The sequence below is a fragment of the Citrobacter sp. C13 genome (assembly GCF_014596815.2).
GTDB classification, from domain to species: Bacteria; Pseudomonadota; Gammaproteobacteria; order Enterobacterales; family Enterobacteriaceae; genus Citrobacter; species Citrobacter portucalensis.
This window is the reverse complement of the sequence record NZ_CP115024.1, coordinates 1957335-1973206: the sequence shown is the minus strand read 5'-3', so window position 1 is coordinate 1973206 and position 15872 is coordinate 1957335. Positions and strand designations below refer to the sequence as shown.

12 protein-coding genes and 2 pseudogenes are annotated in these 15872 nt (G+C 51.2%); 6 read left to right on the top strand and 8 right to left on the bottom strand.

The features are described 5' to 3' along the window. Nucleotides 1–418 precede the first annotated feature (418 nt). The 5 genes and pseudogenes from IB222_RS09310 to IB222_RS09290 form a co-directional block, all read left to right on the top strand. Nucleotides 419–1069, top strand: a pseudogene (locus tag IB222_RS09310) (IS5-like element ISKpn26 family transposase); the annotation flags it as partial. Nucleotides 1070–1151: 82 nt separating this feature from the next. Continuing rightward, a complete protein-coding gene (locus IB222_RS09305; RefSeq protein WP_348925892.1) occupies nucleotides 1152–1556 on the top strand; it encodes a transposase in 405 nt (134 codons plus the stop codon). Beyond that, nucleotides 1553–1900, top strand: coding sequence for an IS66 family insertion sequence element accessory protein TnpB (tnpB, locus tag IB222_RS09300; RefSeq protein WP_004196919.1), 348 nt, complete (start codon nucleotides 1553–1555; stop codon nucleotides 1898–1900). The genes IB222_RS09305 and tnpB overlap by 4 nt, the downstream gene beginning before the upstream one ends. 48 nt (nucleotides 1901–1948) lie before the next feature. Next, complete coding sequence (locus IB222_RS09295; protein ID WP_149385182.1) at nucleotides 1949–3487, top strand: IS66-like element ISEc22 family transposase; 1539 nt, start codon at nucleotides 1949–1951, stop codon at nucleotides 3485–3487. A 38-nt stretch (nucleotides 3488–3525) separates the two neighbouring features. Continuing rightward, nucleotides 3526–3861: pseudogene (locus tag IB222_RS09290) on the top strand (transposase); the annotation flags it as partial. A gap of 270 nt (nucleotides 3862–4131) precedes the next feature. Here IB222_RS09290 and IB222_RS09285 read toward each other — a convergent pair. From IB222_RS09285 to IB222_RS09260, 6 genes are all read right to left on the bottom strand, one after another. Next, nucleotides 4132–5148 (bottom strand): LacI family DNA-binding transcriptional regulator, encoded by a 1017-nt coding sequence (locus tag IB222_RS09285; RefSeq protein WP_149385183.1) that lies wholly within the window; start codon nucleotides 5146–5148, stop codon nucleotides 4132–4134. Nucleotides 5149–5316: 168 nt separating this feature from the next. Continuing rightward, nucleotides 5317–6297, bottom strand: coding sequence for an NAD(P)-dependent oxidoreductase (locus tag IB222_RS09280; RefSeq protein WP_119174343.1), 981 nt, complete (start codon nucleotides 6295–6297; stop codon nucleotides 5317–5319). Continuing rightward, on the bottom strand, nucleotides 6294–7214 hold the full coding sequence (locus IB222_RS09275) for a sugar kinase (protein ID WP_240437931.1): 921 nt from the start codon (nucleotides 7212–7214) through the stop codon (nucleotides 6294–6296). Before IB222_RS09275 ends, IB222_RS09280 begins: the two co-directional genes overlap by 4 nt. 195 nt (nucleotides 7215–7409) lie before the next feature. Then, nucleotides 7410–8687 (bottom strand): TRAP transporter large permease subunit, encoded by a 1278-nt coding sequence (locus tag IB222_RS09270; RefSeq protein ID WP_149385184.1) that lies wholly within the window; start codon nucleotides 8685–8687, stop codon nucleotides 7410–7412. 18 nt (nucleotides 8688–8705) lie between these two features. Further along, the gene (locus tag IB222_RS09265) at nucleotides 8706–9176 is read right to left on the bottom strand and encodes a TRAP transporter small permease (protein ID WP_119174345.1); all 471 of its coding nucleotides are present in this window, start codon (nucleotides 9174–9176) and stop codon (nucleotides 8706–8708) included. Nucleotides 9177–9242: 66 nt separating this feature from the next. Next, a complete protein-coding gene (locus IB222_RS09260) occupies nucleotides 9243–10376 on the bottom strand; it encodes a TRAP transporter substrate-binding protein (protein WP_223240947.1) in 1134 nt (377 codons plus the stop codon). Between the two features lie 272 nt (nucleotides 10377–10648). On the opposite strand from IB222_RS09260, the gene IB222_RS09255 reads away from it, so the two are divergent. Next, a complete protein-coding gene (locus IB222_RS09255) occupies nucleotides 10649–11629 on the top strand; it encodes an IS5-like element ISKpn26 family transposase (RefSeq protein ID WP_000019448.1) in 981 nt (326 codons plus the stop codon). A gap of 170 nt (nucleotides 11630–11799) precedes the next feature. Here the strand turns inward: IB222_RS09255 and IB222_RS09250 are convergent, their stop codons facing one another. Both IB222_RS09250 and IB222_RS09245 read right to left on the bottom strand, forming a co-directional pair. Beyond that, a complete protein-coding gene (locus IB222_RS09250) occupies nucleotides 11800–12555 on the bottom strand; it encodes a SprT family zinc-dependent metalloprotease (RefSeq protein WP_149384294.1) in 756 nt (251 codons plus the stop codon). Continuing rightward, nucleotides 12552–15836, bottom strand: a complete 3285-nt coding sequence (locus IB222_RS09245) for a type I restriction endonuclease subunit R (protein WP_149384345.1) — start codon at nucleotides 15834–15836, stop codon at nucleotides 12552–12554. The genes IB222_RS09250 and IB222_RS09245 overlap by 4 nt, the downstream gene beginning before the upstream one ends. Between the last annotated feature and the right edge of the window lie 36 nt (nucleotides 15837–15872).

Below are 15872 nucleotides of genomic sequence, written 5' to 3'. Positions count from 1 at the left end.
TGGTCGTCTTTGCAACCACTGGCAGAAAATGGATAGCCGTAGATTGCGTTGAGCACAGAAACAGCACAGGGTAATCGTCTACCTGGTCCTGTAAAGGAGGTTGTTGCCACACAAGCTAAAGCGCTTGACCTGCCCCCAGTATTCGGTACAACTGTCAGTTAGTAATGGACTGACCCCACCCCGGTAGACGATCCTGCCCTATAGTTGGACTGACCCCACCCCGGTAGACGATCCTGCCCTATAGTTTGAGTATAGGGGGAGCATATGGGCACACCACGGTCAATCAACCAATGACTGAGCAAATCAGGCTCAACATTACGGTTGTTAGGACGCGTGTGCCAATCGCCTAGGGAAGGTGCGAACAAGTTCCTGATATGAGATCATCATATTCATCCGGAGCGCATCCCAGAGGGACATCATGAGCCATCAACTCACCTTCGCCGATAGTGAATTCAGCACTAAGCGCCGTCAGACCCGAAAAGAGATTTTCCTCTCCCGCATGGAGCAGATTCTGCCATGGCAGAATATGACCGCTGTCATCGAGCCGTTTTATCCCAAGGCGGGCAATGGCCGACGGCCCTATCCGCTGGAGACCATGCTGCGTATTCACTGCATGCAGCATTGGTACAACCTGAGCGACGGTGCCATGGAAGATGCCCTGTACGAAATCGCCTCCATGCGCCTGTTTGCCCGATTATCCCTGGATAGCGCCCTGCCGGATCGCACCACCATCATGAATTTCCGCCACCTGCTCGAGCAGCATCAACTGGCCCGTCAATTGTTCAAGACCATCAATCGCTGGCTGGCCGAAGCAGGCGTCATGATGACCCAAGGCACTTTGGTGGATGCCACCATCATTGAGGCACCCAGCTCTACCAAGAACAAAGAGCAGCAACGCGATCCGGAGATGCATCAGACCAAGAAAGGCAATCAGTGGCACTTTGGCATGAAGGCCCACATTGGTGTCGATGCCAAGAGTGGCCTGACCCACAGCCTGGTCACCACCGCGGCCAACGAGCATGACCTCAATCAGCTGGGTAATCTGCTTCATGGAGAGGAGCAATTTGTCTGTAAGCGTCGTCTCAGCACCGTCTGGCAGATCCTGATATTCCTGAGAGGATAGTGGACACCAAATATGGTGGACGCTATCCATGAAATCATTAACCGCAGTGCGTAAAAAAAGCCCTAATTATCCCGTTGAGTTCAAAATCAAAATGGTTGAACTCTCGCATCTACCAGAGATCTCCGTAGCGCAACTCGCTCGTGAGCATGGGATCAACGATAATTTGCTGTTCAAGTGGCGCCAGTACTGGCGCGAAGGAAAACTACGTCCTCCTTCAACAACAGAAAACAACGTGCCTGAGCTGCTCCCGATAACACTTGATGCCGAAGATGTTGTCCCTACAACCTCCCCCCGGTCACAACCTGTAGCTGCTGCGGCACCTGAATCACTCAATATCAGCTGTGAAGTAACGTTCCGGCACGGATCACTCCGTCTGAATGGTGCCATCAGCGAAAATATCCTGAACCTGCTGATACGGGAGCTCAAACGTTGATCCCATTACCATCAGGGACAAAGATCTGGCTGGTCGCTGGCATCACCGATATGAGAAACGGCTTCAACGGCCTGGCGGCAAAGGTGCAGACGACGCTGAAAGACGATCCGATGTCAGGTCACGTTTTTATCTTCCGTGGGCGTAATGGCAGTCAGATAAAGCTCCTCTGGTCTACCGGCGATGGACTGTGTCTGCTGACCAAACGGCTGGAGCGCGGCCGCTTCGCCTGGCCGTCAGCCCGGGATGGCAAAGTGTTCCTCACACCGGCACAGCTGGCGATGCTCCTTGAAGGTATCGACTGGCGGCAGCCTAAAAGACTGCTTACGTCCCTGACTATGTTGTAAGCCTCTTTATCCTGGTCGACGCTGAATGAGCCTGGTAATATACCCGGTATGAGCAGCTCACTTCCTGACGATATCAATGCACTGAAACGTCCCCTTGCCGAACAGGAGGCGCTGAACCGTGCCCTGCTGGAAAAGCTGAACGAGCGTGAACGCGAAATAGACCATCTGCAGGCACAGCTGGATAAGCTGCGCCGGATGAACTTCGGCAGCCGCTCCGAAAAAGTCTCCCGTCGTATCGCACAGATGGAAGCTGACCTGAAGGCACTTCAGAAAGAAAGTGATACCCTTACCGGTCGGGTTGACGACCCGGCCGTGCAGCGCCCGCTGCGTCAAACCCGCACCCGCAAACCGTTCCCCGAATCACTCCCCCGCGATGAAAAACGACTACTGCCGGCAGCGTCATGCTGCCCGGAATGTGGAGGCTCGCTGAGCTATCTGGGTGAGGATGCCGCCGAACAGCTGGAGCTGATGCGCAACGCCTTCCGGGTTATCCGGACTGTACGTGAAAAGCATGCCTGTACTCAGTGCGATGCCATCGTGCAGGCCCCCGCGCCTTCACGGCCCATCGAGCGGGGTATCGCAGGACCGGGGCTGCTGGCCCGCGTGCTGATCTCAAAGTATGCAGAGCACACCCCGCTGTACCGCCAGTCTGAAATATACGGCCGCCAGGGCGTGGAGCTGAGTCGTTCACTGCTGTCGGGCTGGGTGGATGCATGCTGCCGGCTACTGTCACCGCTGGAAGAAGCGCTTCAGGACTATGTGCTGACTGACGGTAAGCTCCATGCTGATGACACGCCTGTCCCGGTGCTGTTGCCAGGCAATAAGAAAACGAAGACCGGGCGGTTATGGACCTACGTTCGTGACGACCGTAACGCCGGGTCAACGCTGGCGCCGGCGGTGTGGTTCGCTTACAGCCCGGACAGAAAAGGCATCCATCCGCAGACCCATCTTGCGGGGTTCAGTGGTGTACTGCAGGCGGATGCATACGCTGGGTTCAACGAGCTGTACCGGGATGGTCGGATAACGGAAGCCGCCTGTTGGGCTCACGCCCGCCGTAAAATCCACGATGTGCACGTTCGCACCCCGTCAGCCCTGACGGAGGAAGCGCTGAAACGGATCGGCGAACTGTACGCCATCGAGGCAGAGATAAGGGGAATGACGGCGGAGCAGCGCCTTGCCGAACGTCAGTTGAAAACGAAACCGCTGCTGAAATCCCTGGAAAGCTGGCTGCGTGAAAAGATGAAAACCCTGTCGCGACACTCAGAACTGGCGAAAGCGTTCGCATACGCCTTGAACCAGTGGCCGGCGCTGACGTACTATGCAGATGATGGCTGGGCTGAGGCGGACAATAACATCGCTGAAAATGCGCTGCGGATGGTCAGTCTGGGCCGCAAAAACTACCTGTTCTTCGGTTCGGATCATGGAGGAGAGCGGGGAGCGCTGCTGTACAGCCTGATCGGGACGTGCAAACTGAACGGAGTGGAGCCAGAAAGCTACCTCCGCTATGTCCTTGACGTCATAGCCGACTGGCCGATAAACCGGGTCGGCGAACTGCTCCCCTGGCGCGTAGCACTGCCGACTGAATAACACATCCCCGTCAATACGGTTCTTGCTGCACGCTTACATTTGTCTCAGCCGATGCCGGCTACCAAGGAGCGCCACAGCGCGAGGAGCTGGCCGAGGTGGATGTGGACTGGCTGATCGCCGAGCGTCCCGGCAGGGTAAAAACCTTGAAGCAGCATCCGCGCAAGAACAAAACGGCCATCAACATCGAATACATGAAAGCCAGCATCCGTGCCAGGGTGGAGCACCCGTTTCGCATCATCAAGCGGCAGTTCGGCTTCGTGAAAGCCAGATACAAGGGGCTGCTGAAAAACGATAACCAACTGGCGATGTTATTCACCCTGGCCAACCTGTTTCGGGTGGACCAAATGATACGTCAGTGGGAGAGATCTCAGTAAAAACCGGAAATAACGCCAGAAATGGTGGAAAAAATAGCCTAAATAGGCTGATTCGATGTGTTTGCGGGAAAAAAATCGGCCCAGATCCGCGAAATTTTAATCAGCGAGTCAGCTTGGGAAGAAATGACCTGCTTATTCGCACCTTCCTTAAGCCTGTGGCGATTCAGCGATTACCACCGTTCCGTTGCTTCCAAAACCTGATTTTTGCACTAAATGGAATCGATCCCAGAAAGGTTATATTTCACCCGTGTTGACTGTTATAAACGAAAGCTAACAGACCGTTGAACCGCGCACCAGTAATTCACCAGGAAATAACTGTTCATTGACGGGGCCTCTGGCACCGTCAATACGCCGGAGAACCTGTTCGGCGGCAGCATAACCAATTTGCCACGTGGGCTGTTTAAGTGTGGTGATACCAACGCCTGCCAGTTCAGCCCATTCCAGTTCGTCAAATCCCAGCAAGCCGATATCGCTCCCCCATTGCAGACCAATACGTTTCAGGGAGCGGGCAACCTGTAACGTTAAGGCGCCGTTAGCGGAAATAACCGCTTTGCGCATGCCACGGTAACGGGTATGAAACTGACGCAATGTGTCATCAAGAAGGTCGCCTTGTGTCAGGGGTATTTCGGCACTGTCCGCCACAATCTCAGGATAACGGGCGAGAGTGGCATTGAAGTAATCCAGGCGTTCGCGACGGGTATTGACGGTCCCGATCGGCTCACTCAGAAAAAGAATGGCTTCAAATCCTTGTGTGACAAGGTGTTCGGTTGCCAGCGTTGTTGCCTGATCATTGTCCAGAGCGGCCCTGTCACAGATGAAATGGGGGATCTTACGGTCAATCAGCGCCATCGGTAGCGCCGACTGCTTAAGACGGTTCAGCATATCCTCAGGCATGTGTATCGCGTTGACTACCATCCCTTCAACCTGATAACTGAGCAGTAAATCGAGATAGTGTTGCTCCTGAACGCCCTCATTATTGGCATTACAAATCAGTGGGGTAAATCCATTTTTACGGCATGCTGCTTCTATGCCGCTGAGAACATCGATCGAATAGGGATTGGTAATATCGGCGATAAGCAGACCAATAAGACGACTTCGCCCATGCTTTAAACCGCGCGCCATCAGGCTTGGGCGGTAACCAAGGTCGGCAATGGCTTTTTCAATCCGTGCCAGCAGCGCCGCAGAGAGAAGATGTTTTTCACCATTTAAATAACGTGAAATGCTGGTTTTTCCTGTCTGCGCCGTTTTGGCAACATCTTTAATGGTAGGGCGCGGTGCGGGTTCCATAGGTACTTTTCTCGTCATTATCTACAAACGCCCTGAAGTCATATCCGTATTGTTCAAAGGTGCCTCTGAGGGCTTAGCGACACTGATTCTTAACGTCGTTTTGCTAATGCCATCCCAGGACACTCATCCTGGCAAAATGGTTAATGCTTTCTTTATTCGGACAGTCGGTTATCGCTGAACCAGTTGGTGCAGATTGTACCCATTTTGCGTGACCGTACCGGTTAAGGCGGTAATCAGATTATCGACGGCGCAGGCTGCCATGTTGTAACGGGTTTCATGAGTCGCAGAACCAATGTGCGGTAACGCGACAACATTGGGTAATTGCAACAGTTCCGAGTCGGCAGGCAACGGTTCGGTTTCAAAGACATCAAGTCCCGCGGCGCGGATAACACCCTGTTTTAACGCATGAATTAGCGCCTGCTGATCCACAATTTTGCCTCTGGCACCGTTGACCAGGATTGCGCCGGATTTCATTTGTGCCAGGCTGCGAGCGTCGATCATTTTTTCTGTCTGCGGTGTCAGCGGTAACGTCAGACAGACAAAGTCTGCTTCTGCCAGCAACTGATCCAACGGGCAACGACGTGCTCCGTAATGTTGTTCCACTTCGCTATGTGTCGTTTCGTTGACGTATAACACCTGCATACCAAATCCGGCATTCGCCCGACGCGCCAGGGCGGCACCAATACGGCCCATGCCGACAATACCTATCGTCTTATGATTGACGTCCACACCGTACATTGACGCATCAATGCTTCTCGTCCAGTTTCCGGCTTTCACCCATTCTGCCAGTTCGCTGGCTCGGCGAGCAGCCATCATCAACAGCATAAAAATTGTATCTGCGGTCGTTTCGGTTAATACAGACGGGGTATGCATCAGCAAAATACCGCGCCGTGTCAGGTCATGAATATCAAATTGATCGACGCCGACGGAGATTGTTGAAATGGCTTTCAGATGGGGTGCACAATCCAGTAATGCGTCACGAACCGGCACACTGGCACCGATCATCCCCTGGGCATCCTGTAGAGCTGCTTTTACTGCGTCCCGATTCGTGTCGTTGATCCCATCGAAAAAGCGCACCTCAAAATAGCTTTCCAGTTTGTGGTACAACGCATCCGGTATACGTTTGTACAATACGATGGCAGGTTTCAATGAGCACTCTCCTGTTCAAGTAAATTTAACTTTTCGCGATTAGGTAGTCCCTCGCTATCACCCGATACCTGAACGGCCAGAGACCCCAGAAGATTGCCTCGTCGCACGGCTTCAGATAGGTTTTTTCCTTCAATTAATCCGCTCAGTACACCAACCGCAAAGCTGTCTCCGGCACCGACCGTATCCACAACGTTCGTGACCGGAAAACCCGGAATGGTTGCCTGCTCGCCATCGGCAGATTTAAACCATGCGCCCTGGGGCCCAAGTTTAATGACCACGGCCTTCACACCCTGCTTAAGGTAAAAATCGGCAATCGCTTCCGGATGCTCGAGGCCGGTGAGTATCTTCCCTTCTCCCAGGCCGGGCATCACCAGCGTTGCCTTAAAAGCCAGGGCATTTAAGGTATTCACCATCGTGGCTGTATCACGCCACAATACGGGCCGCAGATTGGGGTCAAAAGAGACGCTTTTCCCGGCGGCAATCATCGTATCAGCGGCATGGTGGCACAGCGCCAGAACACTTTCCGAGAGTGCGGCAGCAACCCCCGTCAGATGAAGGTGGCGCGCAGAGAGAAAATAGTCGGCGGAAAAATCGGCCAGCGAAAGATGGCTGGCGGCAGAATTTTTGCGAAAATACTGCACAACAGGATCCATTCCTTCTTTTTCCCGTGACTTGATTTGAAACCCAGTGGAGTACCCCGTATCGGTCGTGACCTGCTGAAAATTGATGCCTTCTTTTGCCAGGCAGTTCAGAACATAGCGACCAAACGCATCATTACCGACTCTGCTTACCCAACCTGCCCGAAGTCCTGTTCTGGCGATGCCGGTAGCCACATTCATCTCCGCGCCAGCGATGCGTTTCGTGAAGTGTTCCGCATCTGCCAAATCGCCATACTCATCGGCAACAAACATCGCCATGGCTTCACCAATAGTGACCAGATCCAGATTATTATGGGTATTACGTGGGGATATAAGGTTCACTGTCACAGTAATCGTACTCCATAAAGACTCAACGCCCTGAGACGACAGACATAATGGGCTGTTATCTCAGGGTTTTTATCCATGTGTTATTGCCGGTTAGCATGTAGAAACACGGAATAACACAGCCGTTAATTAACTAAACCATTCGAGTGGAACCGTCACCAGTGCGGGGAAGATAATCAGCAGAACGACGACCAGAAATTCAGCCAGCAGGAATGGCATCATCCCCCAGGTCACGTCACCTATCTTGAGTTTCCCTACACTACAGACGGCATTCAGGGATGTGCCCACAGGCGGGGTAATCAGTCCCAGCGCGGTAATCATCACAAAGATCACCCCGAAGTAGATGGGATCGATACCCACAGCTTTCACCACCGGCATCAGTACCGGCGCCAGAATCAGGATAATTGGCGTCTGATCCATTGCGGTGCCGATAACAAACAACAGCGTGACCAGAATCAGCAGGAACAGGGTTGGATGGTCCATAAATGGCTCAAGCAAGGTGATTAGCTCACCCGGTAAATCAGCTACCGTGATCAACCATGAGGTGACCATCGCTCCGCCAACGAGGAACATGACGACAGCGGTCATTTTCCCGGCATTCAGGAACAAGCCATACAGATCGCTAAATTTCAGCTCTTTGTATATAAATTTGCCGACAAACAGTGCGTATACGGCAGCAACAACCCCGGCTTCCGTCGGTGTGAAAATGCCAAATTTAAGACCAAACAGAATGATGAATGGCAGGATCATCGCCCAGATGCCTTCTTTAAAGGCCTGACACACTTCTGCACGGGTAGGTTTTTCGAACGTGACAACCTTGTCACGACGGGAGACAAACCACCAGGTAATCAGAATGCTGCACCCCATCAGGATCCCCGGTACGATACCTCCCATAAACAGTTTGGTGATGGAAACCTGAGCCGCAACACCGAACAGAATCAAACCAATACTGGGAGGAATAACCGGCGCGATGACGCCACCACAGGCAATTAGCCCCGCAGAGCGGTTCAGGTTGTACCCGGCTTCGCGCATCATCGGTAACAGCATGGCGGCCAGTGCGGTGGTATCAGCCAGCGCCGAACCAGAAAGACTGGCCATCAGGATCGCGGCGAATACAGCAACGTAACCCAGTCCGCCAGGAATGTGACCAACCAGTGCCAGCGCCATACGAACAATGCGCCGTGACAGGCCACCGGCGTTCATAAACTCCCCCGCCAGCATAAAGAACGGCGCAGCAAGCAGAACGAAATTGTTTGTGCCATCTACTGAGTTTTGCGCAATTAACTGCGCATCAAACAGATCGAGATGCCACATCAAACCGACACCACTCAGAAACAGCGCAAAAGAAATAGGAATGCCGATAGCAATAGCGCTCAGCAGGATCCCAAGGAAAATAAGGACTGTCATGTTTAACGTATCCTCAGATTAATGTTTGCTGTTGAGGAAAAGACAAATAATGTTTTTAAATGCGTAAAGTGCAATACCAATGCTGGCGACAACGCTGGTTACATACAATACAGCCATCGGCCAGCCAGTGACCGGCGAAACGGTGTCGATATTAATGACAGTTTGCTGCCAACCCCCTTGAAACAGGAGCCAGCATACGAACAATATCAACGCGTTGCCGACTAATTCACAGGCCTGCTTTCCCCAGCGAGGCATTTTTTCAACCAGAGAATCGACCCGAATGTGAGTACCATCTTTCATCGCGGCGATAGCCCCTAAAAATGTCAACCAGACGAAAAACAGTCGTGAGACATCTTCGGAAAAAGTAATGCCTGAATTAAATCCGTATCGCAGAACGACGTTAACAAAGACCATTAACATCATAGAGGCCAGGCAAAAAACGATGATAAAGTTGATAATGCGGAGAATATATTTTTCTAGGGTTGCCATGGAGTATTTTCCTTGAACGAAAACCTGCAAGCGGCGCGAAAGCAAACGCGCCGCTGAAGAGATAAATTACAAGTCTTTTGTTCTTTCGAGCTCATCCTTGAATTGCTTGAGCAGTGCCGGATCCAGCTTCGCCGCATATTTTTGTGTCACTGGCTCGACAGCAACACGCATGCGTTCGATTTCTTCCGGTGACAATTCATTGAGCTGCATACCTTTTTCAATCAGGTTCTTACGGGAAACTTCGGTCATATCACGAGCGGCCTTACGCTGAGCATCACGGGCCACAATTGACGCATCTTTGAAGATTTTCTTCTCATCGTCAGACAGCTTGTCCCACAGCTTTTTACTGACCATCAGCAACTGTGGGTTATAGATATGACGAGTGCCGCTGAAATACTTCTGAACTTCATAGTATTTGTTGGCATCAACAGACGTTTCCGGGTTTTCCTGGCCATCGACCGTGCGGGTTTCCATGGCGGTGTAAAGTTCCGGCATCGGCAGCGGCACTGCGTTTGCACCCAGCGCATTAAACATGTCGACATACAGCGGGTTAAGAATGGTACGGATCTTCAATCCTTTCACATCTTCCAGTTTTGTGATCGGGTGTTTGTTATTACTGATACTACGGTAGCCCTGTTCCATATAGGCCAATCCCACCCACCCTTTTGCTGGCATGTAATCCAGCAGTTTCTGTCCAAACGGACCGTCTAAAACAGCGTCCGCTTGTGCGGTATTTTTAAACGAGAACGGGAAATCCAAAGCCACAAACTCCGGGATAGTGCCGACAATTTGCGCCGGTGACATCATGGAGATTTCAATTGTGCCCCCTTGCATGGCGGAAGCGACTTGTTGCTCGCCACCCAGCGTGCCGTTAGGGAAAATTTTAATCTTAATTTTGTTGTCTGAGTGTTTAGCCACTTCATCAACAAAAACTTTGGCACCGATTCCTTGGGGGTGGTCAATCGCGTTAACAATAGGCATTTTCAGGTTTCGGGAACTGATATCGGCAGCCTGAGAGGTGAAAGAAATCAAAGATAAGCTGGCAGCAATAAGGGTTGTTTTAAAAAACGCTCTGGTATTCTTCATATGTATAGTTTTCCATCCGTACGACATGAATAAATGTAGGGGATTTGGGTTACGGGGCTCTCCAATCACTGCCTCTGCGCCCGTTAGAACTACGATATATGGAATCGATTCCATGCTTCAAGAAAATGATCCATAAATCCAATATCAGTCACAAATATTGCCTGTTCGGATGAATAATCGATAATTCAGTCACAGTTTAAATGAAATCATTCTGAAGCAAATCATTAATATTGCCGGTTAATAGCGAATGACATGCTACAGCATTGTTTTATAGGGAAAGATGGCGAAGGTTAATCGGAATTTTCGCCGAAGCACTAAGGAAGGTGCGAACAAGTTCCTGATATGAGATCATCATATTCATCCGGAGCGCATCCCAGAGGGACATCATGAGCCATCAACTCACCTTCGCCGATAGTGAATTCAGCACTAAGCGCCGTCAGACCCGAAAAGAGATTTTCCTCTCCCGCATGGAGCAGATTTTGCCATGGCAGAATATGACCGCTGTCATCGAGCCGTTTTATCCCAAGGCGGGCAATGGCCGACGGCCCTATCCGCTGGAGACCATGCTGCGTATTCACTGCATGCAGCATTGGTACAACCTGAGCGACGGTGCCATGGAAGATGCCCTGTACGAAATCGCCTCCATGCGCCTGTTTGCCCGATTATCCCTGGATAGCGCCCTGCCGGATCGCACCACCATCATGAATTTCCGCCACCTGCTCGAGCAGCATCAACTGGCCCGTCAATTGTTCAAGACCATCAATCGCTGGCTGGCCGAAGCAGGCGTCATGATGACCCAAGGCACTTTGGTGGATGCCACCATCATTGAGGCACCCAGCTCTACCAAGAACAAAGAGCAGCAACGCGATCCGGAGATGCATCAGACCAAGAAAGGCAATCAGTGGCACTTTGGCATGAAGGCCCACATTGGTGTCGATGCCAAGAGTGGCCTGACCCACAGCCTGGTCACCACCGCGGCCAACGAGCATGACCTCAATCAGCTGGGTAATCTGCTTCATGGAGAGGAGCAATTTGTCTCAGCCGATGCCGGCTACCAAGGAGCGCCACAGCGCGAGGAGCTGGCCGAGGTGGATGTGGACTGGCTGATCGCCGAGCGTCCCGGCAAGGTAAAAACCTTGAAGCAGAATCCGCGCAAGAACAAAACGGCCATCAACATCGAATACATGAAAGCCAGCATCCGTGCCAGGGTGGAGCACCCGTTTCGCATCATCAAGCGGCAGTTCGGCTTCGTGAAAGCCAGATACAAGGGGCTGCTGAAAAACGATAACCAACTGGCGATGTTATTCACCCTGGCCAACCTGTTTCGGGTGGACCAAATGATACGTCAGTGGGAGAGATCTCAGTAAAAACCGGAAATAACGCCAGAAATGGTGGAAAAAATAGCCTAAATAGGCTGATTCGATGTGTTTGCGGGAAAAAAATCGGCCCAGATCCGCGAAATTTTAATCAGCGAGTCAGCTTGGGAAGAAATGACCTGCTTATTCGCACCTTCCCTAAATGAAAATTAGCCCCAAAATCACATATCCGCCAACAACATCCCAGCCATACCATCCAGTCGCTTCTTGACCTTTTCCCACCCCGGCATAACCTGCCCCATCAAGCGGTAAAACTCCTCACTATGGTTGTGCTCAGCAACATGACATAACTCATGTAGCAAGACATAATCGATACATTCTGAGGATGTCTTAACCAGCCATGGATTCAGGGTCAGACAACCTTTCGCAGAACAGTTTCCCCATTGCGTTTGCATCGCTCGCAAACGTATCGGCGGACGCTCACTAACCCAAAGGGTCTGCGGAATCAGTAAATCAAGCCTGCGCTGAAAAACATCTCTGGCACGTTCCCGATACCATTCAGCCAGCAAGGCTTTAATCTTTTCTGCCGATTTGTGTCTGACAGTCACTTCCAGACGCCCACGCAACATTTTCACTCGTTGCGGCACAGTAGCGTCTTCTGTCACTTTCAACTGATATTGCTTACCGAGATAATAATGGCTTTCTCCGCTGACATACTGACGCGGAACAATGTGTGTCTGTTGCTCCCTGAAATCACGCAGTTGCTGGTATATCCAGCGCCCTCGTTTTTTCAGCGCAGACAACACCTCGTGCTCCGGTGTTTCTGGCGGTACAGAGGCCACTACCCGGCAGTCGGGATGCACCTTGATGAGCACCCTGCCCTTTACGACCTGACGCGGAACACACTGTACGACGATGACCTCATCACCATAAACAATGCGTAACGTTTTCATTGCTGGCGACTCTTTTTCACTCATGATTTCATCAAACCAACACGCAGGATCTGGATGATGTTTTCCACGATACGGTTTACCTGATTCATTCCGGCACCCATCTCCCGGCAGGCCGTAAACAGCAGCGGCAAAAGACTTGTCTTAACGGCTTTTTCAATATCCTGTGGGTTCAGGGAGTTTTCTGCCACCGCTTTGACGATAATGTTGTCCACTTCAAAAGCCAGCTTCGTCCACTTATCCTGCACCTGAACGTCGTTTACCGCAAAAACCTCAGGTAGCTCTTTTTTAAATACACCGTAATACGCCTGAGCATGCTTGTTTACCGCCAGTGCATCCGGGATATCGCTGAGCTTACGGGCTTCAACCTGTTCTTCAAATTCACGGAACAAAAGGTACTGTTTCAGCGGATGGTCAAACAGTTTTTCAGCCTCTTCGATAGCCATACGCAGGAGTTTTGAAAATGCCTCCTGAGCATACGGGTCATCACGCAATTCCTGCTCAATCATCTTCGTCACGCGGGTTTTAATGATGTCGGTTTCATTGCGGGTTTTATTGTTGTCCCACTCTGAGGGCTTTTCGCTCTTGCCCATTTTACCGACTTCATACACGCCATCCGGTTCACGAACCTCAACGCCGGTGACATGCTTATCCAGCAGTTTTTTCACCTGCTCCGCGTAGTCGTCATAATTGACCTGCTCTCCACTGACCTGCATCGCCCACTGGCGCAGGCTGGACATCTGTTTTACGGTTTCTTTATAGAGATTTCGGTCTTGTTCCGTAAAGCTCTTGTCGGTGAAGAAGGTAGCGGACTGCAGTGCCACTTTCAGGCATCCGGCAAAGGCCGTTAACGCCTCGAAGAAATCATCACGGGTTTTCTGATGGATATCGACCATCTCTCCGTCACGTTCTTCCATTTTAGGCACCAGTACCGCACGTAACTGCTCAGTATCATTTTTGTTTTTGACACCAGCAAATATGGCCCACAGCTGGTTATACAGATGCGGCAGGCGCTTGTATTCAGAGCTCATGGCGCTGTACAGCCCGTCAATATCTTTGATGTCGTATCCGCCCTGAGTTCGGGAGGCGAGGTCCTGATATTTGCCGATAGTCGTGTCCAGCTCAGCCAGAATACCGCGATAATCAATCAGCAGACCGAACTTTTTTAGTGGATGCAGTCGGTTCACCCGCGCAATCGCCTGGATAAGGTTGTGGGACTTAAGCGGCTTGTCGATATACAGCACGGTATTCTTCGGCTCATCAAACCCGGTGAGCAGTTTATCAACGACTATCAGCAATTTGAGCTTCTCATCGGTATCGAAACGACTGATGATATTGCGGGTATACACAGACTCATCCTGCGTGCCGACGTTATCTTTCCACCATTTCGTCACTTCCGGCAGTTTGCTTTCATCCACCTCAGTATTCCCTTCCCGGGTATCCGGCGGGCTGATAACTACAGCTGACTCAAACAACCCGGCTTCATCAAGATACTTTTTATATTTGATGGCGGAAATCTTGCTGTCGCAGGCAAGCTGGCCTTTCAGTCCCTCATCAATATTCTTCGAGAAGTGCGTGGCGATATCGAGTGCGATCAGACGGATGCGATCATCTGCACTATAAACCTCACCTTTACGGGCATATTTACGCTTAAGGTCGGCTTTTTGCGCTTCGCTTAACCCATCGGTAATACGATCAAACCAGGCATCTATTGCCCGATCGTTAACCTCAAGGTCGGGAATACGTTCTTCATACAGCAAAGGTGTAACGGCTTTATCTTCTACCGCTCGCTGCATGGTATAAGCGTGGACAATCGGTCCGAATTTATTGGTGGTCTTATCTTCTTTTAGCAATGGCGTACCAGTAAATGCCACAAAGGCGGCGTTCGGCAGTGCCAGTTTCATTCGCACATGGTTCTCACCACCCTGGCTACGGTGTCCTTCATCAATCAGAACGATGATATCGGGGCTGGTATTGACGCATTCAGGAAGTTTTGTCGCTGAATTAAATTTCTGGATTAGGGTGAAAATGATGCGTTCTTTACCGGAGCCAATCTGTTTCGCCAGCATCTGCCCGGATGTCGCCATTGCATTGGCTTTGTCTTTTTTCCCGGCCAACTCGCCGCCGGATGCAAAGGTATTGCTGAGCTGTTCTTCAAGATCGATACGGTCCGTCACCACCACGATACGACACCGCTTCAGGCTGTCATGAAGAATCAGCGCCTTGCTGAGGAACACCATGGTGTAAGATTTACCTGACCCCGTGGTATGCCAGATCACCCCACCTTCCCTGCCCCCGTCTGGTCTGCGGGTACTGATGCGTTCCAGCAGTCTTTTTATCCCGAACACCTGCTGATAGCGGGCAACAATTTTTCCGGTTTTTTTATCAAACAGGGTGAAGAAGCGGGTCATCTCCAGCAGACGTTCCGGTGAAAGCAGACTGATGAGCAGCTTATCCTGCCCGCTGACTGCCAGTTCCCCCCCATCGATTAACTGTTGATACCATTTGAGATCGACTGAAGGACGATGATCAAACAACGCATGAATTTGTTCAGTCGATAACTTATGGTTGCGCAGCGCATACATCTGCGCGTAAGTAATATCTTCTTCGCGCCATGCCGCCCAGAATTTCATTGGTGTATGACAGGTACCGTAGCGCCCGTCATGACCGTTAATCGAAAGTAATAACTGGCTGTAGACAAACAGCTGCGGGATTTCATCGTTGAATTGGTTGCGGATACTCTGGGATATCCCCTCGTCAATGGTTGGCCCTTTCTTGCCATGACCAGCCGGGCTTTTCGCTTCAATAACAGCCAGCGGGATACCATTAACAAAGCAGACAATATCTGGCCTCCGGGTTTCAACACCACCTGACCGCAATACCGTAAATTCTTCAGTAAAATGGAACTGGTTATTTTTCGGATGTTCCCAGTCGATCAGCGCAATGGTGGGGTTGACCTTCTTGCCATCGACAAACTCCGTGACGGCGATACCGTAGAGCAGATGGTTATACATCCGTTCATTGGCTTTGAGCAGCCCTTCATTCAGCGCCGGAGAACAGACCTGTGATATCAGGTTATCCAGTGCTTTTTCCGATAACTGGCAGGTTTTGCCACCCGCCATAAAGGAACGCTTCGACAGCTCTTCACGCAGAACCGGACGCAGCACCACCTCATCCTGTTTATAGCCCCGGTAATCCATAATCTGTTTCGGAGATAAAAACGTCCAGCCGAGGCTGGTCAGTAACGTCAGTGCCGGAATTTTGGCGCTGTATTCTTCCTGGAATTTTGGCGTGTACGTCTGGTTCATCATTAATCCTTTTCTTTCTGGCGCTACTCGCTACTG

Bases quoted from the DNA above. Each gene is read 5' to 3' on its own strand.
- IB222_RS09250 (WP_149384294.1), bottom strand. From the start codon at position 12,555: ATGAGTGAAAAAGAGTCGCCAGCAATGAAAACGTTACGCATTGTTTAT.
- IB222_RS09275 (WP_240437931.1), bottom strand. From the start codon at position 7,214: ATGGCGATGTTTGTTGCCGATGAGTATGGCGATTTGGCAGATGCGGAA.
- IB222_RS09255 (WP_000019448.1), top strand. From the start codon at position 10,649: ATGAGCCATCAACTCACCTTCGCCGATAGTGAATTCAGCACTAAGCGC.
- IB222_RS09265 (WP_119174345.1), bottom strand. From the start codon at position 9,176: ATGGCAACCCTAGAAAAATATATTCTCCGCATTATCAACTTTATCATC.
- IB222_RS09295 (WP_149385182.1), top strand. From the start codon at position 1,949: ATGAGCAGCTCACTTCCTGACGATATCAATGCACTGAAACGTCCCCTT.
- IB222_RS09305 (WP_348925892.1), top strand. From the start codon at position 1,152: ATGAAATCATTAACCGCAGTGCGTAAAAAAAGCCCTAATTATCCCGTT.
- IB222_RS09285 (WP_149385183.1), bottom strand. From the start codon at position 5,148: ATGGAACCCGCACCGCGCCCTACCATTAAAGATGTTGCCAAAACGGCG.
- IB222_RS09270 (WP_149385184.1), bottom strand. From the start codon at position 8,687: ATGACAGTCCTTATTTTCCTTGGGATCCTGCTGAGCGCTATTGCTATC.
- IB222_RS09260 (WP_223240947.1), bottom strand. From the start codon at position 10,376: ATGGAATCGATTCCATATATCGTAGTTCTAACGGGCGCAGAGGCAGTG.
- IB222_RS09245 (WP_149384345.1), bottom strand. From the start codon at position 15,836: ATGAACCAGACGTACACGCCAAAATTCCAGGAAGAATACAGCGCCAAA.